The sequence below is a fragment of the uncultured Eudoraea sp. genome (assembly GCF_947260015.1).
Taxonomy (GTDB): Bacteria; Bacteroidota; Bacteroidia; order Flavobacteriales; family Flavobacteriaceae; genus Eudoraea.
In genome coordinates this window covers 134,833-158,839 of the sequence record NZ_CAMYOM010000005.1, presented here as the reverse complement: position 1 = coordinate 158,839, position 24,007 = coordinate 134,833, and the positions used below count along the sequence as shown (strand labels likewise).

The 24,007-nt window shown below is 37.1% G+C and carries 20 protein-coding genes; 11 read left to right on the top strand and 9 right to left on the bottom strand.

Annotated elements, in window-relative coordinates; genetic code table 11:
* The first annotated feature begins 144 nt into the window (after positions 1 to 144).
* On the top strand, positions 145 to 1,092 hold the full coding sequence (locus Q0X66_RS04500; RefSeq protein WP_297703630.1) for a calcium/sodium antiporter: 948 nt from the start codon (positions 145 to 147) through the stop codon (positions 1,090 to 1,092).
* Positions 1,093 to 1,215: 123 nt separating this feature from the next.
* Here Q0X66_RS04500 and Q0X66_RS04495 read toward each other — a convergent pair whose 3' ends face one another.
* Positions 1,216 to 2,241: a glutamine synthetase beta-grasp domain-containing protein gene (locus Q0X66_RS04495; protein WP_297703629.1), complete on the bottom strand. Its 1,026-nt coding sequence runs from the start codon at positions 2,239 to 2,241 to the stop codon at positions 1,216 to 1,218.
* A 210-nt stretch (positions 2,242 to 2,451) separates the two neighbouring features.
* Here Q0X66_RS04495 and Q0X66_RS04490 point away from each other — a divergent pair, with 210 nt between their 5' ends.
* From Q0X66_RS04490 to pyrF, 6 genes are all read left to right on the top strand, one after another.
* Positions 2,452 to 4,638, top strand: coding sequence for a glutamine synthetase III (locus Q0X66_RS04490; protein WP_297703627.1), 2,187 nt, complete (start codon positions 2,452 to 2,454; stop codon positions 4,636 to 4,638).
* A 71-nt stretch (positions 4,639 to 4,709) separates the two neighbouring features.
* Positions 4,710 to 5,888 (top strand): AIR synthase related protein, encoded by a 1,179-nt coding sequence (locus tag Q0X66_RS04485; RefSeq protein WP_297703625.1) that lies wholly within the window; start codon positions 4,710 to 4,712, stop codon positions 5,886 to 5,888.
* Positions 5,889 to 5,985: 97 nt separating this feature from the next.
* Positions 5,986 to 6,417 (top strand): ubiquinol-cytochrome c reductase iron-sulfur subunit, encoded by a 432-nt coding sequence (locus Q0X66_RS04480; protein ID WP_297703623.1) that lies wholly within the window; start codon positions 5,986 to 5,988, stop codon positions 6,415 to 6,417.
* Between the two features lie 140 nt (positions 6,418 to 6,557).
* Complete coding sequence (locus Q0X66_RS04475) at positions 6,558 to 7,556, top strand: FAD:protein FMN transferase (RefSeq protein WP_297703621.1); 999 nt, start codon at positions 6,558 to 6,560, stop codon at positions 7,554 to 7,556.
* A 102-nt stretch (positions 7,557 to 7,658) separates the two neighbouring features.
* Complete coding sequence (gene prfA, locus Q0X66_RS04470) at positions 7,659 to 8,735, top strand: peptide chain release factor 1 (protein WP_297703619.1); 1,077 nt, start codon at positions 7,659 to 7,661, stop codon at positions 8,733 to 8,735.
* An 8-nt stretch (positions 8,736 to 8,743) separates the two neighbouring features.
* Entirely contained in the window at positions 8,744 to 9,562 is an 819-nt protein-coding gene (pyrF, locus tag Q0X66_RS04465; RefSeq protein WP_297703617.1) for an orotidine-5'-phosphate decarboxylase, read from the top strand.
* A gap of 3 nt (positions 9,563 to 9,565) precedes the next feature.
* Here pyrF and Q0X66_RS04460 read toward each other — a convergent pair whose 3' ends face one another.
* The 3 genes from Q0X66_RS04460 to purU all read right to left on the bottom strand — a co-directional run bounded on the left by Q0X66_RS04460 (position 9,566) and on the right by purU (position 12,202).
* Positions 9,566 to 9,835: a hypothetical protein gene (locus Q0X66_RS04460; RefSeq protein WP_297703615.1), complete on the bottom strand. Its 270-nt coding sequence runs from the start codon at positions 9,833 to 9,835 to the stop codon at positions 9,566 to 9,568.
* Positions 9,836 to 10,306: 471 nt separating this feature from the next.
* Complete coding sequence (locus Q0X66_RS04455; RefSeq protein WP_297703613.1) at positions 10,307 to 11,272, bottom strand: carbohydrate kinase family protein; 966 nt, start codon at positions 11,270 to 11,272, stop codon at positions 10,307 to 10,309.
* Between the two features lie 78 nt (positions 11,273 to 11,350).
* A complete protein-coding gene (gene purU, locus Q0X66_RS04450; RefSeq protein ID WP_297703611.1) occupies positions 11,351 to 12,202 on the bottom strand; it encodes a formyltetrahydrofolate deformylase in 852 nt (283 codons plus the stop codon).
* A 143-nt stretch (positions 12,203 to 12,345) separates the two neighbouring features.
* Between purU and Q0X66_RS04445 the strand changes: the two genes are divergently transcribed.
* Positions 12,346 to 15,783: a methylmalonyl-CoA mutase family protein gene (locus tag Q0X66_RS04445; protein ID WP_297703609.1), complete on the top strand. Its 3,438-nt coding sequence runs from the start codon at positions 12,346 to 12,348 to the stop codon at positions 15,781 to 15,783.
* Positions 15,784 to 15,847: 64 nt separating this feature from the next.
* On the opposite strand, the gene Q0X66_RS04440 is transcribed toward Q0X66_RS04445, so the two are convergent.
* Entirely contained in the window at positions 15,848 to 16,222 is a 375-nt protein-coding gene (locus Q0X66_RS04440; protein ID WP_366938666.1) for a hypothetical protein, read from the bottom strand.
* 179 nt (positions 16,223 to 16,401) lie between these two features.
* Between Q0X66_RS04440 and Q0X66_RS04435 the strand changes: the two genes are divergently transcribed.
* Entirely contained in the window at positions 16,402 to 16,851 is a 450-nt protein-coding gene (locus Q0X66_RS04435) for an Lrp/AsnC family transcriptional regulator (RefSeq protein ID WP_297703605.1), read from the top strand.
* A 329-nt stretch (positions 16,852 to 17,180) separates the two neighbouring features.
* Positions 17,181 to 18,605: an alpha/beta hydrolase gene (locus Q0X66_RS04430; protein WP_297703603.1), complete on the top strand. Its 1,425-nt coding sequence runs from the start codon at positions 17,181 to 17,183 to the stop codon at positions 18,603 to 18,605.
* Here the strand turns inward: Q0X66_RS04430 and Q0X66_RS04425 are convergent.
* Positions 18,592 to 19,329, bottom strand: a complete 738-nt coding sequence (locus Q0X66_RS04425) for a DJ-1/PfpI family protein (RefSeq protein ID WP_297703601.1) — start codon at positions 19,327 to 19,329, stop codon at positions 18,592 to 18,594. The two genes, Q0X66_RS04430 and Q0X66_RS04425, sit on opposite strands and share 14 nt — an antisense overlap.
* 5 nt (positions 19,330 to 19,334) lie before the next feature.
* Positions 19,335 to 20,543, bottom strand: a complete 1,209-nt coding sequence (locus Q0X66_RS04420; RefSeq protein ID WP_297703599.1) for an MFS transporter — start codon at positions 20,541 to 20,543, stop codon at positions 19,335 to 19,337.
* 204 nt (positions 20,544 to 20,747) lie between these two features.
* Between Q0X66_RS04420 and Q0X66_RS04415 the strand changes: the two genes are divergently transcribed.
* On the top strand, positions 20,748 to 21,413 hold the full coding sequence (locus tag Q0X66_RS04415; protein ID WP_297703597.1) for a DUF1684 domain-containing protein: 666 nt from the start codon (positions 20,748 to 20,750) through the stop codon (positions 21,411 to 21,413).
* Positions 21,414 to 21,483: 70 nt separating this feature from the next.
* Here Q0X66_RS04415 and Q0X66_RS04410 read toward each other — a convergent pair whose 3' ends face one another.
* Positions 21,484 to 22,626 carry an outer membrane beta-barrel protein gene (locus Q0X66_RS04410; RefSeq protein ID WP_297703595.1) on the bottom strand — a complete coding sequence of 381 codons (1,143 nt, stop codon included), beginning with the start codon at positions 22,624 to 22,626 and terminating at the stop codon, positions 21,484 to 21,486.
* A 117-nt stretch (positions 22,627 to 22,743) separates the two neighbouring features.
* Entirely contained in the window at positions 22,744 to 24,000 is a 1,257-nt protein-coding gene (gene amt, locus Q0X66_RS04405; RefSeq protein ID WP_297703593.1) for an ammonium transporter, read from the bottom strand.
* Between the last annotated feature and the right edge of the window lie 7 nt (positions 24,001 to 24,007).

Here is a 24,007-nt window from a genome sequence, read left to right as displayed (position 1 = left end):
TTTTTATTGGGTTGATAATTTAATTCTCAGGCATTGTCCATGGGTAAAAAATCATCTCTGATTTATCTGAAAAGATGGTGTTTATTTAATGATATGCACGCCCCGTTCCGGGCGTATTCTGCTATATTTGCTAAAACCTTTCTGATGTTCAATTTGTTGTTTATCGCAATTGGTTTGGCTTTATTAGTACTGGGAGGTAACTGGTTATTAAAGTCGGCTGTAGCTTTTTCTTTACGCCTGAACATATCCAGGATTATAATAGGCATGACTATAGTATCCTTTGCAACTTCCGCCCCGGAACTTATAGTAAGTATAAATGCGGCGGTTGATGGTTTTCCGGATCTGGCGCTGGGAAATGTTATTGGATCTAATATTGCTAACCTTGGTTTAGTACTGGCAATTATTCTATTATTAGGTAATATTGATGTGCGTAAGGCATTCTATATAACCGATTGGCCGGTGATGATGGCTGCTTCATTCTTATTTTTTGGTTTTCTTTATTTTGATGGTGTTTTACAGCCCTATGAAGGTGGAATTATGGTGCTTTTTCTTTTTCTTTTCTTGATTTTTTTACTTCGCTTTCAGAAAACAGCTGTTGTGGAAGATCTTCGCGAAGATGATAAGCCGCTACCTCTGTATAAAGCGGTACTTTTTTTAGGATTAGGGGGTGTAGCGCTTTGGGGGGGCTCGGAATTACTCGTAAAGGGTGCCGTTGGAATGGCTACTTTATATGAGGTTAGCGAACGTATCATAGGAATAACTGTTGTTTCTGTGGGTACGAGTATTCCGGAACTGGCCGCTTCTATTATTGCCATAATTAAAAAGGAAAAAGCTATTTCAGTTGGAAACCTTATTGGATCTAACATTTTTAATTTATTGGCGGTCCTGGGTATTACCTCGATGATCTCTCCAATTTATGTAATAGATCAGGGGCTTTTAACCAATGACATCTGGTGGATGCTTGGGATTTCATTTGTTATTCTGCCATTGGTATTCTTTCCCAAAGGCCTCCGACTTGGTTGGCGTGATGGAATAATTTTACTTTCTCTTTATATCTTGTTTTTGTATTTTACATTGTTTTATGGTCAATAGTTTGTTAAGATGGAGAATTCGGTAAAGTTTTAGATGAATACCCATTTAAAGACTATAGATAATTAAAAAACCCGTCTTTATAACTTTAAAGACGGGTTATGAATTGTAATTATCTAAAGGTAGTTAATTAGCTACTGCTTCTATTTTTGCAGACTTTACAGTTTTAATAATTCTTCCTGCAATCTTGTATGGGTCACCATTAGAAGCAGGTCTCCTGTCTTCCAGCCATCCTTTCCACCCTCTTTCAACGGTTATGATCGGAATTCGGATTGAAGCACCTCTGTCTGATACCCCATAACTGAAATCCTTAATAGATGCCGTTTCGTGCAGGCCGGTAAGTCTTTCGTCATTAAAAGCACCATAAACGTCTATATGATCACTAGCCACAGGTCTGAAGGCCTCACAAATTCTTTCATATATTTCTTTAGAACCACATGTTCTTAAAGTAGTATTAGAAAAGTTTGCATGCATTCCGCTACCATTCCAATCGCCTTTAACAGGTTTTGGATGTAATTCTATGTAATAGCCATATTTTTCAGAAAGGCGATTCAATAGATAACGTGCTACCCAGATCTCATCACCCGCTTTTTTAGCGCCTTTGGCAAAACACTGAAATTCCCATTGTCCTGGTGCAACTTCCTGGTTTATACCCTCGAAATTAATTCCAGCCGCGATACACAGATCCATATGCTCTTCTACAAATTCTCTCCCCCAGGTGTACCTTCCACCTACGGAGCAGTAATATTTACCTTGAGGTCCTGGAAATCCACCACGTGGAAACCCAAGAGGTAGATCCGTTTCAGTATCCATTAAAAAGTATTCCTGTTCAAATCCGAACCAGAAGTCATTATCATCATCATCAATTTGAGCACGATGATTAGATGAATGCGCTGTGCCATCTGCATTTAACACTTCTGCCATTACCAAAAACCCACCAGCTCTTTCCGGATCGGGATAAATAGCTACCGGCTTCAAAAGACAATCTGAAGAACCGCCTTCGGCTTGCTCTGTGGAACTTCCATCAAAAGACCATAAAGGGCAATCTTCCAATTTACCACTGAAGTCTTCTTCAATCTTGGTTTTACTTCTTAATTCTTGCGTTGGTTCGTGCCCATCCAGCCAAATGTATTCTAATTTACTCTTGCTCATAATCTTCGGTGTTAATTTTTCAATTTTGCGATCTCCAAAAATAAATTATTTTGAACACATCTATTAAAAAACTAGGGGTATTTATCAAAAAATTAGACATATTTATCAACACCCCTATTTTTTTAAGGGTATTTTGCAATATTTATATAATTAATCGATAATTCTATGAATTGTTTAATTTTGCTTTGATCAAATTATAAAATTCAGCTTATGTCCAGATTAAGATTCAATGCAATTACTGAAAGTTACCAACATAAACCGCTACCCATTACAGAAACAGGGCGGCGATCAGAATTTTTCGGAACCCATGTTTTTAATGAAGAAAGAATGCTGCAGTATCTTACGAAGGATGCTCTTTTAAGTGTAAAAGGGGCTATTTTTTCAGGCTCCAAAATTGATAGAAAAATAGCCGATCAGGTCGCGGAAGCAATGAAAGCATGGGCTATCAGTATGGGTGCAACACACTACACTCATTGGTTTCAGCCTTTAACGGGAGCTACGGCAGAGAAGCATGATGCTTTTTTTGATTTGTTAGCAGATGGAAGAGCTGTGGAAAAATTTGGGGGTGCTCAGCTTGTACAACAAGAGCCAGATGCATCTAGTTTCCCAAGCGGAGGTATACGAAATACCTTTGAGGCAAGAGGTTATACGGCTTGGGATCCAACCTCACCGGCATTTATTTATGGTACGACACTTTGTATTCCCACAATTTTTGTTTCCTATACTGGTGAGGCCCTTGATAATAAAGCTCCACTATTACGAGCATTACATGCGGTAGATATAGCGGCTACCGCCATTGCTAAATATTTTGATAAAAATGTCTCCAAGGTCCACGCAACACTGGGGTGGGAACAAGAGTATTTTCTAATTGATAAAGCATTGGCTAGTTCGCGGCCTGATTTGGTTCTTACCGGACGTACACTTGTTGGACACTTGGCTGCTAAAGGGCAACAACTGGATGATCATTATTTCGGTGTAATACCTTTAAGGGCCATTAATTTTATGCGAGATCTGGAAAAAGAATGTACTCGTCTGGGGATTCCTGTTAAAACCAGGCATAATGAAGTAGCACCAAATCAATTTGAGTTGGCTACGATTTTTGAGGAAGCAAACCTGGCGGTTGATCATAATTTGCTTCTAATGGATATTATGGAAAAGGTAGCGGATAGGCATAATTTTAAAGTCCTTTTTCATGAAAAACCATTTGCCCGAATCAACGGATCAGGGAAACACAACAATTGGTCTCTGGCAACAGATACTGGGGTAAACCTTTTAAGCCCGGGTTCAACACCCATGAAAAACCTGCAATTTCTAACCTTTTTTGTGAATACAATTAAAGCTGTAGATACTTATGAGGAACTGTTAAGGTCTTCAATTGCTTCTGCCAGTAATGATTACAGGCTGGGCGCAAATGAAGCTCCACCCGCTATTTTTTCAATCTTTATAGGTACACAACTAAGTAATGTATTGGATGAATTGGAAGGGGTTTCCAAAGGAAAGCTTTCCCCGGAAGAGAAAACGGAATTAAAACTCAATGTAGTAGGAAAAATTCCTGAGATTTTACTCGATAATACAGATAGAAATCGCACCTCGCCTTTTGCCTTTACAGGGAATAAATTTGAAATGAGAGGGGTTGGTTCAAAAACCAATTGTGCAAAACCAATGACCATTCTAAACACTATTGTAGCAAATCAATTAAGGGCATTTAAAAAGGAAGTAGATGTTTTAATTAATAAAAAGAAATTAAAAAAGGACGAAGCGGTTTTTAATGTATTAAGAGAATATATCAAGTCTTCCAAAAGAATTCGTTTCGACGGTGATGGTTATAGTGCTGAATGGGAAAAAGAAGCAAAAAAAAGGAAGTTGAGTAATAACAAAACCACTCCTTCCGCGATTCAGGTTATGACTTCCAAAGAAAGTCTGGAACTTTTTAATAGCCTGGAAGTAATGAGTACAATAGAAGTTGAAGCGCGGCAAGAGGTTGAATTAGAGACTTATATTCTTCACACCCAAATTGATGGCAGGGTCTTTAATGATTTGGTTTATAGCCATATTATTCCTTCGGCTATTGAATACCAAAATAAGTTAATTAAAAATGTTCTGGGCTTAAAAGAGATTTATGGAGCGGCACATAAAAAATTATCTGAAGGTCATCTTACTCTTATTGAACAGATTGCAGAGCATATGGTTGAATTAAAAAAGAATACCGATGATATGACCAATGCCAGAAAAATCGCAAACAATTTAAAGGACCTGAATAAGAAAGCTTTTGCTTACAGCGATAATGTTCGGCCCTATTTTGATAAAATCAGATATCATTGCGATAAGCTGGAGCAACTAATTGAAGATCAGTCATGGCCGCTGACAAAATACCGGGAACTATTGTTTATTAAATAAGCATATAATTAAAGCTCACATTTTGTGGGCTTTTTTTGTGGTTTATCCTATTTTTGCGGAAACCAAAACCCATGGATTCATCTACCAGCAAACGTTATGACCAAAGAGGAGTTTCTGCTTCAAAGGAAGACGTGCATAATGCCATAAAAAATATGGACAAAGGCCTATTTCCAAATGCATTTTGCAAGATTGTAGAGGATTACCTGACCAAGGATAAGGAATACTGCCTGGTAATGCATGCAGATGGTGCGGGTACCAAATCTTCGCTTGCTTATATGTATTGGAAGGAAACAGGGGATATGTCTGTTTGGAAAGGTATTGCCCAGGATGCGTTGATCATGAACCTGGATGATCTTCTATGTGTGGGTGTAACAGATAATATTCTGCTGTCCTCTACCATTGGGAGAAATAAAAACCTGATTCCGGGAGAAGTCATTTCGGCAATAATAAATGGCACTCAGGAATTAATTGAAGATTTAGCAAATCACGATATAACCATTTATGCAACAGGCGGGGAAACCGCTGACGTGGGCGATCTTGTACGCACAATAATTGTTGATTCTACGGTAACAGCCAGACTAAAAAGAACTAATGTTATAGATAATGCGAATATTTGCCCGGGGGATGTAATTGTTGGTTTGGCTTCCTATGGAAAGGCTACCTATGAATCAGAATACAACGGAGGGATGGGCAGCAATGGACTTACATCAGCAAGGCATGATGTTTTTTCAAAATATTTGAGCACTAAGTATCCGGAGAGCTATGACTCACATGTTCCGGAGGAATTGGTGTATTCAGGAAGTGTAAAACTTACAGATTCTGTTCAGGATTCTCCCCTTGACGCTGGTAAACTTGTACTTTCTCCTACCAGAACCTACGCTCCGATAATTAAAAAAATTCTTCAGAAATACGATTCTAAAGATATTCATGGTATGATACACTGCAGTGGGGGGGCACAGACAAAGATTCTTCACTTCGTAGATAAACTGCATATTGTTAAAGATTCTATGTTCGCCGTACCACCATTGTTTAAATTAATACAGGATCAATCTGGTACGGATTGGAAAGAAATGTATCAGGTCTTTAATTGTGGTCATCGCATGGAACTTTATGTGAAAGAAAGTGTTGCCAAAGATCTGATAACGATTTCCCGCGAGTTCGACGTAGATGCCCAAATTGTTGGCTATGTAGAGCCAAATGCCACCAAAAAACTAACAATTAAGAGTGAATACGGAACCTTTGTCTATTAAGGTATACGAATCACTCTTTTAAAGCGTTCTTTTTATAGTAGTTTTCAGCCCGATTCCTGGGTTGAAATTATATGCATACTTTAAAAAAATAGATGTTATGGAGAGAAAGGAATTTTTAAGAAGCCTGGGAGCAGGTGCGGCTTTTGCGCTTACCTTCCCTTGTATTAACGGTTGTTCAAGTGATGATGAAGAACTGGAAATGCAGCCCATACCAACAGGTGTTGACTTTACTGTGGATCTTAATTCACAGGAAGGTGCAGGGTTGCAGAATAATGGTGATTTTATTCTAAAAAATGATGTGGTTGTGGTAAAAAACCTGGAAGGTAACTTTATAGCTGCCAGTCAGATTTGCAGCCATCAACAAACAGATCAGGTGAGATTTTTGGATGATAATGGAGGAATTTTTCGTTGTTCTACCCATGGATCAGAATTTGATCAAAACGGGGCACCCTTAAATACAATTACAAACAATCCGCTTAAAACGTTTAACACAGAACTAAACGGTAATATACTTCGGGTTTTTGAGTAATTACGGATTAGTCACATTTTGATAATTACGTGAAAAGTTTGGCCCTAAATCTTTTCGTTTTTTCTTGTACATTTTTTTCAATTGACGAGAATGGTACAACGGTACGCCCAATATTTTCACAACTTAAAAAAACACAGTAAGTGAAAAGTTTGGTGGCACTACTTTTTGGTATTCTTGCCATGACTTCAGTTTATGGTCAGGCGAAAAATAATGTCACCGTAAAGAGATCTGTAAAATTGATGGGCAGTCCCTTTGAACTCACTGTGGTAGCACAAAATGAAGAAATTGGATATATCAATTTGGAAGAGGCTATTGCTGAAGTAAAACGTGTCGAAAAATTGATTTCTTCCTGGGACTCTGAATCAGAGACTTCAGAAATAAATCGGAATGCCGGCATAAAACCTGTTAAAGTTAGCTTCGAGCTTTACAAATTAATTGAACGTTCTATTCAGATTTCTGAAATCACCGATGGCGCTTTTGATATTACTGTTGTAGCAATGGAGAGGGTCTGGAAATTTGATGGTTCAATGTCCATGTTTCCAACTCCGGAACAAATCAGTAAGGCAGTTTCTAAAGTAGGCTATAAAAAAATCTCCCTGAATAGTGTTGAAAACACTGTATTTCTGAAAGAAAAAGGAATGAAGATTGGATTTGGGGCAATAGGAAAGGGTTACGCTGCAGATAAAGTTAAGGAACTATTGGTATCCAAACAGGTTCCTGCGGGTATGATTAACGCTTCAGGAGATATTTCAACCTGGGGGACAAAGGCAACCGGAGAGAAATGGTTAATAGGCGTGGATCACCCAAGAGGTAATGGCAAAATATTTACCTGGCTGCCACTAATAGAATCATCCGTGTCAATTACAGGTAATCTGGATAGATATGTAACTTTTAACGGTAAGAAATACGCACATTACATAGACCCAAAATCCGGGTATCCGACCAGTGGAATAAGCAAGGTAACCGTACTTGCCAAAAGTGCGGAACTATGTGACGCTCTTGCTACTGCGGTATATATTTTAGGTAAGGAGAAAGGAATTTCCTTAATAAATCAGCTGGGTGATACCGAAGTAATAATTGTGGATAGCTATAATCAGATGATTCATAGCCATGGGATAATTTTGGACATGAATGAATAATTTTCTCATTCTTCTTTTATAAGAACTCTTTCTATCTTGCTTGTGAAGAGGTTAATATACCTTTAAAAATTTGTAAATTTGGCATACTTAAGAGATGATTGAATGTTAGATAAATTAAATATTGTTAAACAACGCTTTGATGAGGTATCAGACCTAATAATTCAACCTGATATTATTTCAGATCAAAAACGCTATGTAAAGCTTAATAAAGAATACAAGGATTTGCGTTTGCTAATTGATAAAAGAGATCGATATATTGAGCTGACCAATAATATGAACGAAGCTGAGGAGATTATTGGTGATGGCAGTGATTCGGAGATGGTTGAGATGGCAAAAATGCAATTGGATGAGGCTAAGGCGGCTTTGCCCATATTGGAGGAGGAAATAAAGTTATTATTAATCCCAAAAGATCCGGAGGATGCTAAAGACGTAGTGATGGAAATACGCGCTGGGACAGGTGGAGATGAGGCCAGTATCTTTGCAGGAGACCTTTACCGCATGTATTCCAAGTATTGTGAGTCTAAACGATGGAGAACGAATATCATCGATTTGAGTGAAGGTACCAGTGGAGGTTATAAAGAAATTCAATTTGAAGTTAGTGGGGAAGATGTATATGGGACATTGAAATTTGAAGCAGGAGTACATCGCGTGCAGCGTGTTCCTCAGACAGAAACACAGGGCCGCGTTCATACCAGCGCAGCAACCGTAATGGTACTACCTGAGGCCGAAGATTTTGATGTACAAATAGATCCTAAGGATGTACGTATAGATTTCTTCTGTTCATCAGGTCCGGGAGGTCAGTCTGTAAACACAACCTACTCTGCGGTTAGATTAACACATATTCCCACAGGTTTAGTAGCTCAGTGTCAGGATGAAAAATCGCAGCACAAGAATAAAGATAAAGCCTTTAGAGTTTTGCGATCGCGACTTTACGATATGGAACTTGCTAAAAGACAGGAGGAGGATGCTGCAAAACGAAATTCACAGGTTAGTAGTGGAGATCGTTCAGCAAAGATTCGCACATATAATTATCCACAGGGTAGGGTTACCGATCATAGGATAGGCCTAACGCTCTACGATCTGCAGAATATTATCAACGGAGATATTCAAAAGATTATTGATGAGTTGATGTTGGTTGATAATACCGAAAAACTGAAAGAAGCTTCGGAGATTTTTTAGAAATCAGGATGAAAATTGAACACTTAGTTGAACAAATCCATAAAAAAGAATCCTTTCTCTGTATAGGTCTTGATACTGACCTGGAAAGAATTCCATCACATCTTCTGCATGAAGAGTCACCCATTTTTTCATTTAATAAGGCTATTATTGATGCCACCCATCACCTTTGTGTAGCCTATAAACCAAATATTGCTTTTTATGAGGCTTATGGCACAAGAGGTTGGGAAGCCCTTCGTAGAACTATCGAATACCTAAATGAACACTATCCTGAAATTTTTACCATTGCTGACGCAAAACGAGGTGATATCGGGAACACGTCATACCGATACGCAAAAGCATTTTTTGAAGATCTGGATTTTGATTCAATCACGGTTGCACCCTATATGGGCAGGGATTCTGTTGAACCATTTTTATCTTTTGAGAACAAACACACTATTCTCCTGGTCTTGACCTCAAATGAGGGTGCCTTTGATTTTCAAACTAAACAAATTGGTGAAAAAACTCTATATGAACAAGTTCTGGAAACATCAATATCGTACAAAAATTCTCAAAATCTAATGTATGTAGTTGGAGCTACAAAAGCGAGTCATTTAATTGAAATCAGGAAAATAATTCCAGATAGTTTTCTTTTAGTGCCAGGGGTAGGGGCCCAGGGTGGAAGCCTTGAAGAAGTATGTAAATATGGTATGAACAAAAATGTCGGGTTATTGGTGAATTCCTCACGGGGGATTATCTACGCCTCAAAAGAAAGGGATTTTGCAATTATAGCGGCGCAAAAAGCAACCGAATTACGCGATAAAATGGCAAAAGAAATTAGAAATAACTAAATACTATTGCACAAAATCCTCTAAAAGCTTTTTAAGTTTTCTTGCCTTCAATTCAAAAAATGCTGCAAGCTTATCATCTGTAGTCTTAAAGTCTGATGCCTTACTTAAAAAGTTCTGATATTGATATTCCATTAGGGCTAGAGCCTTATGTCCACTTGTTATTGGAGTAATTGCTCCAACTTTACAATATTGATTATCCATGGTCACATTCTTTGTTCTTACAAATATACGGCCAAAATGAAGGTTTGGATGTTTACCTAAATATGTATTCACCTAAAAATCAGGTGATTTATCTAATTTTTAACTAAATTGTTGAATATAAGCACCAAATGCTTCCAAAAATCTAAGATTGCAGGAGTTTGAATGTTTTAGAGGAATCATTGAAAATCAAATGTAAAATCTTTAGTAAATTTTTTTCTCAAATGTGAATTACAATTTGATCTTTTTACTCCAATAATTAATTTGGCACAAAAAAAACCGGTGCTCCCACCGGTTTAAACTAACTAACTCAAAAAATACTAACTCAAATAATTCGTTTAAGGATATCTGCCATATAAGTTAGCAGAACTACATAGGTTTAGAAATTGTAGTGATTTACCTTCAAAATTTTAACGTTAAAATGTTCTGTTTATTGCAAGAATTTTAAGAAATTTTCACTTATTGCTTTAAATTAAACAGAATTCATTGTAAAAACTGACGTTAATTGGATAAATAATTGATGACTTAGGAATCCCCATCGAATATTTAATAGTGATCGGAAATTAACTTCTCGGTTTCTGTTTTGTTTTTAAAAACATCAAAAGTTTTTCCTTGTGTTCGCAGGGCTCCAAGGGTATTTGCATATTGCGCGGCTTTAACGGGGTCTTTGTAAAAAGAAAACCCATAGGCCAGACCTCCCGCAAAAGAATCCCCGCATCCTGTAGTATCTACAACATCTTTCATAAAAACAGATTTTATAAATTTTTTCACAGTAGTATCGTCTTCCCGGTAATACACAACGCAGCCTCTAGAATCCAGCGTAACATAAAAATAAGTGACCCCTTTTGACAGTACGTGCTCTGCCATTGCATCCAAATGATCGGTTTTATCTTCTTCATAACTCGTCATTTCCTCATACTCATATTCGCTTTTGAACCAACACGCCTGAGATTCTTCAAGATTCATTTTAAGAACATCAATATGTGGAAGCCATTCATCCATATCCACCCAAAATTTTCGATATCGATCTCCGGTCATACTCATTGTAGTAGTTGGGCCATGGGCATCAAAGATTATCAACCCCTTTTTAAGCTTTTTAATATAACTAAGCGTACTAAGGGAAATTTCAAAGTCTGTGATAGGAACAAAAACATACGCATCAACATCATCCAAATCTGAAATATCTTTTGGCAAAATGGGCCTCATACATGATGTTTGTTTCTCTAATCGATTATTTTGATCTATAAACCTCAATTCTATAACAGTGCCTCTATCTTCCTCACTTCCAATATGAGAAGTGTCAATATTTGAATAAGGTTTAAACACTTCCAGAATGGGATCAAAATCTTTCTGATGTACATTGGTGATTGGAATAACAGTTCCTTCCTCTCCCAATAGTTTTGACAAAGCAATTACAGGATGTGTCACACAACCATATTTTTGTATAACCTCCTCCTGGTGCGTATAGATGGTATCTCTTGGTATTGGACCTAAAACCGCTATTTTAACCATAAGCCTTAATCTTTGTAAAATATTATTCTGTTAATATACTAAATAATATGCGGGGTAAAAAGGGCTTTTACTTTGGGGTTATGAGAAAATTACTGTTTTATTATTATAAACCATTGTTTTCCTGTTTACGTGAAGCTGAACGGCCCTGGAAAGTACAATTTTTTCGAGATCACGTCCTTTGGCAATAAAGTCTTTTACCCGGTGAGAGTGAGATACCATTGTAACATCTTGCTCAATTATGGGTCCGGCATCCAGAGCTTCCGTAACATAATGGCTGGTTGCTCCAATGATTTTCACGCCTCGTGCAAATGCAGCATGATAAGGTTTAGCTCCGGCAAACGCAGGAAGAAAGGAATGGTGAATGTTGATGATTTTATTTGGAAAATGGTCTATAATTTTACTGCTTATTATTTGCATATAACGAGCCAATACTATAAAATCTGTCTTATGTGACTTTAACAATTCTAATTGTTTCATTTCAGCCTCGCCTTTGGATTCCTTGGTTACAGGTATAAAGTAGAATGGAATTTCAAATTGTTCGGCAATATGTTTAGTGTCTTCGTGATTACTTAATATGAAAGGGATATCTACCTCTAGTTCACCAGATTTATAACGACTGAGGAGGTCATAAAGGCAGTGGTTGTATTTGGATACAAAAATGGCCATTCTCGGTTTTAGGTTTCCGGGATGTATACTCCATTGCATCTCATATGGGATCGCCAATTTCAACCCAAACTCTTCTTTGAACTTAGAAAATACAATCGCATTATTTGAAAACTCACTTTCCAGACGCATAAAAAAAACACCGAGCTCCTCATCGACATGCTGGTCCAGGTAAACGACATTTCCTCCTTTATTGTGTATAAACCCGGTTATAGCGTTAATTATACCCGATTGATCCGGACAGTGAATAAGAATTGTGTTTCTCAAAATGATTTATTTAAGCCTATAAAATTATAATATTATTAACAGAGGCTTGGTGAAACTAATGATTTTTATAAAGTTCTGATTGCAAGGTAATATTTTTTGCATTTTCCGTAAATTGCGGACCTAAAGAAGTCCAAAAATTATCAATGGAACAAAATAAAATCTATAAACCAAAGAATAAAATAAGAGTCGTTACCGCGGCTTCTCTGTTTGATGGTCACGATGCAGCTATTAACATTATGCGACGCATTATTCAATCTACAGGAGTAGAGGTCATTCATTTAGGCCACGACAGAAGTGTTGATGAGGTAGTAAATTGCGCTATACAAGAAGATGTCAATGCCATAGCAATAACCTCTTATCAGGGCGGCCATAATGAATATTTTAGATATATGTATGACCTTTTAAAGGAGCATGGAGCTGGTCATATTAAGATATTTGGTGGTGGCGGAGGTGTAATTCTACCAGTGGAAATAGAAGCCTTGATGAAATATGGGATTACCAGGATATATTCACCGGATGATGGCAGAACAATGGGATTACAAGGTATGATAAATGATCTTGTATCACAAAGTGATACCCCGGTTCCCGACTTAAAACTGGACAGTGGAACTAATCTGATAAAAGCTTTAAAGAAAAAACAGCCAAAGACTATTGCACGGCTGATAAGTCTCGCAGAAAACAGGCCTTCTGAATTTGAAGAACTCTTTTCCGGAATTCGCCGGGATAAAAAAGATGTCCCTGTTTTGGGAATCACAGGTACAGGGGGTTCGGGAAAATCTAGTTTAGTTGACGAGCTGGTCAGGCGTTTTTTAAGGGACTTCCCAGAGAAATCTATTGGTTTGATATCTGTTGATCCTTCTAAAAGAAAAACAGGAGGAGCTCTTTTGGGAGACCGGATCCGAATGAATGCAATCAATGATGATCGGGTGTATATGAGATCCCTGGCAACACGACAATCCAATTTGGCATTATCCAAATATGTAAATGAGGCTGTTGAAGTACTAAAAACAGCTGCCTTTGATCTGATTATTCTTGAAACCTCGGGCATTGGCCAATCAGACACGGAAATTATTGAGCATAGCGATGTTTCCCTTTATGTTATGACACCTGAATTTGGTGCTGCAACTCAGCTTGAAAAAATTGATATGCTTGATTTTGCTGATCTTGTTGCTATAAATAAATTTGATAAAAGAGGAGCTCCGGATGCCTTAAGAGATGTAAGGAAACAATATGCACGAAATCAAGGACTATGGGAAACAGATGTTGAGACATTACCGATATTTGGCACTATAGCTTCACAATTTAATGACCCCGGTATGAATCGTTTATACAAAGCGGTTATGCAACAATTAACAGAAAAAGCAAATGCAGATCTTGCATCAACCTTAGTGATCAGCCAGGAAATGGATCAAAAGGTATTTGTTGTACCGCCATCCAGGACAAGATATCTTTCGGAGATTGCGGAAAGTATTAAAACTTATGATACTAAAGTATCACATCAGGTTGAAGTAGCCCAGCAATTATATGGAATTTATAAAACAATAGGAGGTCTTTCCATAACTCCGCCAAAGTTAACCAGTTCGGGGATAGAAGCTTCCGGTTTGGATATTTCAGGGGAAGGAGAAAAAGATAATTTAATTCAACTTTTATTAGTTGAATTTGAACGGGTAAAACTCAATTTTGACCCTTATAACTGGGAGATAATACTTAGCTGGGATAGTTTTGTAAATAAGTATAAAGACACTAAATATGTTTTTAAAGTTAGAGGAAAAGAGATAAGTATAGATACACATGTCAAGTCACTATCAGGCCTTGCAATTCCCAAAGTGGTTTTACCAAAGTATAAAGCGTGGGGCGACCTGCTTCAATGGAAATTACAAGAGAATGTGCCAGGGGAATTTCCATATACTTCCGGACTTTACCCCTTTAAAAGGATGGGTGAAGATCCCACACGGATGTTTGCCGGTGAAGGAGGACCTGAACGCACAAACAGAAGGTTTCATTATGTAAGCCTTGATATGTCTGCCAAGAGATTATCCACTGCATTCGATTCGGTGACACTCTATGGCAATGATCCTGATCACAGACCCGATATTTATGGAAAGATAGGGAATGCGGGGGTATCTGTTTGCTGTCTGGACGATGCCAAAAAGTTATATTCCGGTTTTGACCTGAGTGATCCCATGACATCAGTTAGTATGACCATAAATGGACCAGCACCAATGCTATTGGGTTACTTTATTAATGCTGCAATTGATCAAAACTGCGAGAAGTATATACATCAAAATGGTCTTGAGAAAGATGTAGAATTAAAAATCAAAACACTTTATAAAGGAGATTCAAAAAATAGGCCAAAATATCAGGGTCCACTACCGGAAGGAAATAACGGCCTTGGTCTTTTTTTACTGGGAATAACCGGAGATAAAGTACTTCGCCCTGAGGTTTACAGAAACATTAAACAGGAGACTTTAAAAACAATCAGGGGAACAGTCCAGGCAGATATACTGAAAGAGGATCAGGCACAAAACACCTGTATCTTTTCAACAGAATTCGCACTGAGACTTATGGGTGACGTTCAGGAATATTTTATTCTCAATGACGTTAGGAATTTTTATTCTGTATCGATTTCGGGTTACCACATAGCAGAGGCGGGGGCAAATCCTATTACCCAATTGGCTTTTACGTTGTCAAATGGTTTTACCTATGTTGAATATTACCTTAGCCGGGGGATGGATATTAACAAATTTGGTCCAAACTTGTCGTTTTTCTTTTCCAATGGAATAGATGCTGAGTATGCAGTAATAGGAAGAGTTGCCAGGCGGATTTGGGCTAAGGCCATGAAAGTCAAATATGATGCAGATTCAAGGGCGCAAATGTTAAAATATCATATACAAACATCGGGTCGCAGTTTGCATGCCCAGGAGATTGATTTTAATGATATTAGAACTACATTACAGGCCCTATATGCTATTTATGACAATTGTAATTCATTGCATACCAATGCATACGATGAGGCTATTACCACACCAACGGAAGAATCAGTTAGAAGGGCAATGGCCATTCAATTGATTATTAACAAGGAATTAGGTCTTACCAAAAATGAAAATCCACTACAAGGATCATTTATTATTGAAGAACTGACGGATCTTGTAGAGGAGGCTGTTCTACTTGAATTTGACAGAATTACCGAGCGTGGTGGTGTTTTAGGTGCAATGGAAACTATGTATCAACGATCAAAAATTCAGGAAGAGAGTATGCATTATGAAATGCTGAAACACACTGGTGAATATCCAATAATAGGTGTAAACACTTTTTTAAGCTCTTCAGGATCTCCTACCATACTACCAGCTGAGGTTATTCGTGCTACAGAAAATGAAAAACAACAACAAATCAATACTTTACAAGGTTTGCAAATACGAAATAAACTAATTGCTCAAAAGCAGTTGAAAGAATTACAGGAAACAGCTATAAAGAATGAAAACTTATTTGAAAAACTTTTAGAGGTCACTAAAGTTTGTTCATTAGGACAAATTACACATGCATTATTTGAAGTAGGAGGCCAGTATAGAAGAAATATGTAAAGTTATTCCAGGAATAATCCGGAATGAATATTCAGTGAAGATATATATGCCTTAAGGGACTTGCTTAGTGCATATAATCATTGAATCCCCAACTTGATCCGCCACCATTTTTACCAATGGACTTTCTCCATTTCTTAAAGGATCTTCTGAAAATCTGAATTTCCTGACGGAGTAAATCCACATATTCTTTCTCTTTTAATCCATCATTTTCAAGTCCGTTACAATAGGAGATTATGTTCCGGATCATAATATTGATAAATGAAGCACTTTTCATTCGAACGGCATATGATTCAGAAGATTCTGCTCGCGCAATCTGCTGTGGGATTAAAATGGCATCAGTTAATAGAGAATCTGCAATATGATCTCTTAAACTATTGGATTGGTACAATTTCAGTAAATCTTTGTTCTGGGAAACAAACGAGGCAATTTCTCTGCTCATAGTGCAGAGTTCTATTGCTTTTCTGTAAACCGGTAAGGTTCTTAAGTTTTTGTAGGGCATTTTCTCTTTAAGCAAAAATTCTAGAATAAAGTTACGTCCAAATTTTAGATATCTTATTTAAAATATAAAGTAATTTTGTAACTTAGCTTTATAAATAATATTAAATAAGACAATTTACTTTGAATAACAAGATTGATGACTTAAACTGGCGCATCCTTAAACTTCTGCAAGAGAATTCAAGGCTGTCGATGTCCAATATTGGAAGGGAAGTAGGGCTTACTCCCCCGGCAGTGGCGGAGCGCGTCAAAAAAATGGAAGACCTCGGAATTCTCGAAGGTTTTAATGCGAAAGTATCGTATAACCTGGCAGGTTACCAACTAAAGGCCATTATTACATTAAGAGCTTTTATGGGTAAATTGAAACCTTTTCTTGAGATGGTTAAAACCCTGGAGGAAGTTATAAATTGTTACCGGATTACGGGTGATGAGAATATTATAATGGAGGTAGTTCTAAAGGATCAGACTCATCTTGAAAGATTAATTGATGAACTCATTAGATATGGGGAAACCAGGACACATATTATTCTGTCTGATGTGGTTTCTGATGCACCAATAAAGCGACTTAAGTAAAGTTCGTTAATTGAGGCTTAAATATTGTAAAAGAGTTAACTCCATTACGGGCTGAATTAGATTTAATGAAAGTAATTCAATTCAGAATTAATATCTTTTTTAAGAAATTATATAAAAAGTTATCGATTCAGCAGCATTTTATAACTGGACATCCGGATTTAGGAAATAAAAAGTTTTGAATATTTGTTGTTGAGGGATTTAATTACTTAATTTAACTTATAGGTCAATAAGTATGTATTCGCTATTCACTTTGAAAGGTTTTCAGTACAACTTTGAGCATTTGTAGAATTCTCAACTATTTTGGCCAGGTTTTTGATTATTTCAGAAATATGAAGCGAGTTTTATTTCTTCTTTTATTTGTATGCTTGGCTTATACAGGCAGTTCACAAACAAGGCAAGCAGTATTTAAAAAGGGAAGGATTATAGATTCTATCCGCATCAACGATTCAATCTCCGAAACATATAAATTATATCTTCCAAAAAAGTTTGATGGTAAGGGCACCTGGCCGATCATATTTGTTTTTGATATGGATGGCAAAAATAGTCAGGTGTTAAATATTTTTAAGGAAGCCGCAGAAGAAAACGGATTTCTACTTGCTTCGTCTAACGATATTAGCGACACACTTTCAATTTCTAAAAATGTTTTAATCGCGAGTAGGATGTTTCAGGAAGTTGCAGCACTTTTACCTGTGAATAGCAATAGATTTTATACTGCCGGGTTTACATCCGGAGCAAAATTTGCATCTTTAGTTCCCTTTTTTATAAAGCAGGTAAAGGGAGTGATATCATGTGGATCTTTCGTGGCAAGTGTTGAATTAGTAGACGATAAAAATCCATTTCATTTTATCGGAATTGTTGGTAATGAAGATTACAATTACACTCAAATGTTACAGGGCAGGGAATTGTTGAACAAAATGAAATTCCCAAATAATTTATTGGTGTTTGATGGAGGTGATCGATGGACTGATTATAGCCTTATAGACAAGGCATTAAAGATACTTACACTTTCGGCTATAGCTAAAGGGAATGTCGCTAAAAATGATGAATTTGTCATGAATAATTATCGCCAAAATTTGGCTGAGTTTCAAAAGCTATTAGATTCGAATCAGATGTTGCCTGCTAATAACCTCCTCAATGAAATCATTTCTGTTTACAGACCGCACCTTGAAGTTGATTCATTAAGGGAGAAAGAGAAAAATCTAACAAAAGATAAGTCCTATAGAGCTCAAAGACGGCTTTTTAATAATGTTCTTCTTCAGGAATTATTTATAAAAGAGGATTATAACTATAATTTAATTGATGATTTATCTGCTCTGAATTACAATAATCTGGGATGGTGGAATTATCAGATGACGGAACTCAAAAAATATGATAATAAGCCGGATCCTTTTGAACGACAAATGGGAAAACGATTATTGGGATATCTCAATGCACTTATCGAAGATAACATAGATATTGAAATGGGGTATCCGGTAGTTAATGATGAGGCATTAAGTTTTCTCTGGATGTTGAAAACAATTGCAGAGCCAAAGGCATATCAGTATTATTTAAAAATAATTTCGGATAGTTCTAAATACGAAGATTTTGGTACGGCCTTATTTTATCTGGAAGAATTGTTAAAAAATGGCTATGAGGACAAGACACGCCTATATTCATTAGATAATACAGCACTATTGAGAATTATGCCCGAGTTCAATGCTATAGTAAATAAGTACTTAGAGGGATCTCGTTATGATGCCATTATTGAGGAATAGATTTTGTAATTGCATTAAGGTCCCAATCAATTACTAATCCTTTGGCAATAGACTTTGCTACTTCTTTTCCATAAAGGTACTCGCATAGATATAAAGAGGCCTCGAAGCTTTTCGCACCACCTGCAGAGGTAATGTATTTACCGTCATGTACAAACAGTACACTGTCTTTCACTTTTAGAAGAGGAAACATATGCTTGTATTTTGCAATGTCGCTCGGAAAAGTTGTGGAGGTAACCTTGTCTAACAAGCCGGCTTTTGCCAGAACAAAAGCACCATCACAATGTGAAGTCATAAATAGCGCATTCTTGTCGACCCTTTTTACAAAATTAAGCATGGCCCTATCTTTTAAATCGGTATCCAGATGGTGTTCTGCACTGGGAATTACCAGTATATCTATAGGCGGAAGGGAATCCCTTAAGTAATTAAAATCAGGTAAAATGCGCAGTCCCTCAAAAGTAGTAATTGGCTCTAAAGTATTAGCCACCGTAAAAGTATTCATGGCCTTAATACCTTCTCTGTATTTGGTGTGCTGAAAAATATCATATGGGGCAGTAAATTCTGTATTATATGTGCCATCCATAATTAAAAAGGCAACATTATAATTATCAGGATGTAATTCAATATTTCTTGTAAGAATGTTACCTGAAGTTTTGGAATGATTCTTTTTGTCGAAGCATCCTGAAACCAAACCTAAAATGCACAAGAGGGAGAGAAATTTATTCATAGATTTTACTTTAGGGAATTTCTTAGAAGTAATTTTTTCAATAACAAAAGTAGCAAAATGCCAAGTAAACCTACAAAAGTGGCCAAATACCAGGTGGTTTGATAACCTAGCCTGGCAATGGAAATCATCCCCGAATTATGTGCGAAAATGTGAGAGATTGAAAAGGAAATACTATAAAGAGCCATATACTCTCCTTGTCTGCCTCTTTTTGCCCTATCCATGGCAAATGCATTAGAGAATGGGAACGCTATCATTTCTCCAAGTGTCATCAAAAACATCCCTATAACAAGGATACCAATCCATGTGGTGAAAGTTAGTATTACAAAACTGAAAGTAACTAGCATTAAACCAATTATCATATTGGTTATTTTAGATGAAGACCTTGTTTCTAAAAACTTTATAAGGGGCATTTCAAATACAAATATTAGGAAACCATTCATGGCTAATAGTAGACCTATCTTAGTTTCATTTAATGCGTGCACATCGTTATAGTAAATTGGGATTGTAGAAAAGTACTGCACAAATATGAATCCGAACAGCACCATTGCAATAATAAACACCAAATACGGCATATCTTTATATGCAGATAACGGAATTTTATTTTCAACGCTATCAAGGACTTTAGCCTTTTTAGGATTCAGGAGTACTAATAACAATATACCTGCGGCGATACAGCTAAGACCATCTACCCAAAATAACCCAGAGTAACCTAAGGTGCCAATAATTAGACCGCCAAGTACTGGTCCGGCAGAAAATCCAAGATTTATTGCAAGACGGATAAGAGTTACGGATCTGGTTTTGTTTTCAGGCTTACTATATGCGCTTAGTGCCACAAATGTTGCGGGTCTGAATGCGTCCGCAATGATCATTAACACAAAAATACCTCCACAAATTGCCCAAAATGAATCAAGGTATTGTAGTATTATAAAAAGCATACCTGTCAAACTAAGACTTACCAGCATCACCGGGTATGAGCCGAACATATCTGTTAATTTCCCTCCCAGCCAGGCACCTATAAGCGATCCTAATCCAAAACAACTCATGATAATACCTACATTTTCCAATGTGAAACCGAGATCCTGGGTAAGATAAAGTGACAAAAATGGAATGACCATGGTCCCCGCTCTGTTAATAAGGGTAATTAAAGACAGCCACCAAACCTCTTTGGATAATCCTTTAAATGAATTTATATAGCTAATATATACCGATTTCATTCTGTCTAAATCATAAAAAAGCCTGACATTCTTGCCAGGCTACAATCTTTAAAATAGTATTGATTCTAAACATAGCAGCATCGTTTCCTTAGATAAAGAAATGCTTTTACCACGCTGAGAATTAATGATCTGTTCATATTAAGTCTTGAAAAGTAAAAATATATAAAAAAAGAGATGTTGTATTTTTGAACGAATTATGTGTTTATGAAAAAAAATCTTTTACTTGGAATCATTAGTTTATATGTCGGCATTTTGGGATGCGTGGATAAGCGTAAATATCACGACACTATAAAGACGGATATAGTTGCCCAAAATTCGGAAATAGTTAAGGAGATCGTCTTATTTCAAAAGGAACTCAATGAAGAATTCAAAAACCCGGATACTTCTCCACTGCCTGACAGGTATCGAAAAGATTTTGAGGGATTAGATTTCTTTAAGCCCGATACTTCATTTAGAGTAATAGCTTCCCTGGAGAGAACGGCAGATGCAATTCCTTTTATGATGCCAACTACCACTGATCGCCTTTCTGAAGAAGTGCTATACGGGGTAGCAGAATTTACTTTAAAAGGTAAAAAATACAGTCTGGAAGTTTACCAAAACCTGGAGTTGATGGAAACGGAAGAATTTAAAGATTATCTCTTTCTGCCTTTTTTGGATAATACGAATGGCGAAGAGACTTACGCCGGTGGTCGTTATCTGGATTTAGCTATTCCTGAAGGAAATTCTATTATACTCGATTTTAACAGGGCTTATAACCCATATTGTGCATATAATAAGAAATACTCCTGTCCTATTGTCCCAAAAAGAAATAACCTTAACACCGAAATTAAAGCAGGGGTGAAAAGCTTTAAACAAAAGTCAAATAATTAAGCCCCGATGTGTTACCATCGGGGCCGGCATTTATTTAACTAAACAAAACAAACCAAACTAATTTTTCTATCTAGAAAGCAAATACAGCAGCCAATAAGAAAGAGGATAGGCTTTTAGATGCTTCTAAATCATTATTTATAAATGCATCATCAGATGCACTGTCTAATCTTATTTCAGGAATAAACGTGAGGTAATCACCAATTGTCACATTTCCCGAAAGGGTTATAGCAAAAACATCGGAATCATCAACTCCGGTTCCAATTGCACCAAAATCACCCATTTCTTTAAAATATTCACCTCTCAAACCAATAGTAAATGTATCTGATGTGGTATATTGAGGATATAAAGCCGCGCCATAAAAACCAACGCCATCAGTATCCTGGTAAGTGGCATTTATTCCAAGAAAAAATGAATCACCTATGTCAAAACCACCGGTATAGTCAATTTGGAAAAGTCCTTTAATATCAGTATCCGTAGGAACACCAGTAACAATGGTTTCATTGAAACCTTGTTTTCCATAAATAAAATTTAAGAATTGACCGGAATAGCCAACTTGGGCTCCAAAAGTATATTCACTAAAGGGGTTAATATCTGTAAAATCGGTTGGATTCATAATTGCTACCATAGCGGACCAATCGTTCCCAAGATCAAAATCGGCTTTTATACCGGCATGCGAAAAGGGTCCGTATGAAAACATATAGGAAGTACTGTAGTTAAAGTTACCAGTAGGCGAGATAACCTCATACCCTAGAAAAGTGTTGAAATTTCCAAAAGTTAGAGTGGTTTTTTCACTAACATTCCAGTAAACATACAGCTGGTTAATAATATTTGCAGAGCCAACCGGTGAGCCGAAAACTGCTTCTTCACCTCTTGGGCCAAAAACTAAATCAGCAACCACCCCTACTTTTTTGCCTTCATAAGTTCCTATTAAATTAACCATACCCAGTGCAAAACCAGGTCTGTTTGCAAATGAAGTTCCGGGCGCGGTTGGTCCAACAGATCCACCAGCATCGACTGGTATTACTTTGTTAAGGCCATTAAAATTTGCCCTGAAGTAGCCATCTGCGGATCCACTAAAAGAGAATTTCTTTTTCTCTTCTTCTTCTTCAACTACAATTACTTCAACATCCTGTGCAAAAGAAGCTTTGCCAAGCAATAACAATGCTAAAAGAAGTAAATTTTTTATGTAACTTGTATTTGTAAATGTTTTCATAATTCAATGTTTTTAGTTTCCTGTCAAGGAGAACGTTAAATGATATTTAAATTGATTTTATTGAAAATGTTTTATAACGGAGCGTTCTGCCAAACGCTCCGTTAGCTTTTCATCTTATTACTGTTCACTCATTCTAAAGTCGGCGTAAGCATCCATTCCATGTTCAGCCAGGTCCAGCCCGTCTATTTCTTCCTCTTTTGGGACTCTTATTCCTACTGTTTTCTTAAGCGCAAAAATGATTATGAAGGCCGAGATACAGCAGAATACTCCCACTGAAGCAATTCCGGTTAATTGATATATTAACTGTTGCCCTCCGGCTAAATCTCCAAATATGCCTACTGCAAGTGTTCCCCAGATTCCGCAAATAAGGTGTACGGTAACCGCTCCAACAGGGTCATCTAATCGAATCCTATCAATTAGAGCCACACCAAGGACAATTATCATACCAGCTATAAGACCTATAATTACTGCCTCGGTTGGCGACATAAGGTCAGCACCTGCTGTTATACCTACCAGGCCTCCCAATATTCCGTTTAGGAACATAGTTAGGTCCATATTCTTATACATAATTGTAGATAATGCTGCGGATGCAATACCGCCAGCCGCTGCGGCCAAACAGGTAGTCACAAGTACAAGTGATGTAGCAGCTGGGTCTGCAGATAAAACAGAGCCACCGTTAAACCCAAACCAGCCCAACCAAAGTATTAAAACGCCCGCTGTAGCCATTGGAATACTATGTCCCGGGATAGCATTTGGTTTCCCGTCCTTACTGAATTTGCCTATTCTGGCTCCCAAAAGATAAATTGCTATTAAAGCTCCCCATCCACCAACTGAATGTACCAGAGTAGATCCTGCAAAATCATAAAAGCCTCCTCCTTCTTCTCCTCCTAATGAAGAAAGGAATCCGCCACCCCATTGCCAGGAACCGGCTATAGGGTATATAAGACCTACATAAATGATTGTAAAAATCATAAAAGGACCTATTTTAATACGTTCGGCAACCGCTCCTGATACAATTGTTGCCGCTGTGGCTGCAAACATTCCCTGGAACAAGAAATCTGTCCACCAGGTGTAACCTCCATCGGCGTATTCAGCTGTCATTCCATTTGCCGGAGGGTCAATACCAAAACCGGCAAATTCGAAAATACCCATCGAGCCTTCTTCAAAACCGGGATACATTAAATTAAAACCACCTATATAATACAATAGTAGTCCTGCTGTAATAATAAAGATGTTTTTAAAAAGTATATTAATTGTGTTTTTTTGTCTGGTGAGGCCAATTTCTAAAAAGGCGAACCCTGTATGCATAAAAAATACAAGGGCGGTACATACCATCATCCAAACATTATTAGCTGTAAATAATCCTGCTTCCATTTCTTTT

Coding starts and splice junctions, on each gene's coding strand:
- Q0X66_RS04500 (WP_297703630.1), top strand. CDS start 145: ATGTTCAATTTGTTGTTTATCGCAATTGGTTTGGCTTTATTAGTACTG.
- Q0X66_RS04495 (WP_297703629.1), bottom strand. CDS start 2,241: ATGAGCAAGAGTAAATTAGAATACATTTGGCTGGATGGGCACGAACCA.
- Q0X66_RS04490 (WP_297703627.1), top strand. CDS start 2,452: ATGTCCAGATTAAGATTCAATGCAATTACTGAAAGTTACCAACATAAA.
- Q0X66_RS04485 (WP_297703625.1), top strand. CDS start 4,710: ATGGATTCATCTACCAGCAAACGTTATGACCAAAGAGGAGTTTCTGCT.
- Q0X66_RS04480 (WP_297703623.1), top strand. CDS start 5,986: ATGGAGAGAAAGGAATTTTTAAGAAGCCTGGGAGCAGGTGCGGCTTTT.
- prfA (WP_297703619.1), top strand. CDS start 7,659: ATGTTAGATAAATTAAATATTGTTAAACAACGCTTTGATGAGGTATCA.
- pyrF (WP_297703617.1), top strand. CDS start 8,744: ATGAAAATTGAACACTTAGTTGAACAAATCCATAAAAAAGAATCCTTT.
- Q0X66_RS04455 (WP_297703613.1), bottom strand. CDS start 11,272: ATGGTTAAAATAGCGGTTTTAGGTCCAATACCAAGAGATACCATCTAT.
- Q0X66_RS04445 (WP_297703609.1), top strand. CDS start 12,346: ATGGAACAAAATAAAATCTATAAACCAAAGAATAAAATAAGAGTCGTT.
- Q0X66_RS04440 (WP_366938666.1), bottom strand. CDS start 16,222: ATGAGCAGAGAAATTGCCTCGTTTGTTTCCCAGAACAAAGATTTACTG.
- Q0X66_RS04430 (WP_297703603.1), top strand. CDS start 17,181: ATGAAGCGAGTTTTATTTCTTCTTTTATTTGTATGCTTGGCTTATACA.
- Q0X66_RS04425 (WP_297703601.1), bottom strand. CDS start 19,329: ATGAATAAATTTCTCTCCCTCTTGTGCATTTTAGGTTTGGTTTCAGGA.
- Q0X66_RS04420 (WP_297703599.1), bottom strand. CDS start 20,543: ATGAAATCGGTATATATTAGCTATATAAATTCATTTAAAGGATTATCC.
- Q0X66_RS04415 (WP_297703597.1), top strand. CDS start 20,748: ATGAAAAAAAATCTTTTACTTGGAATCATTAGTTTATATGTCGGCATT.
- Q0X66_RS04410 (WP_297703595.1), bottom strand. CDS start 22,626: ATGAAAACATTTACAAATACAAGTTACATAAAAAATTTACTTCTTTTA.
- amt (WP_297703593.1), bottom strand. CDS start 24,000: ATGGAAGCAGGATTATTTACAGCTAATAATGTTTGGATGATGGTATGT.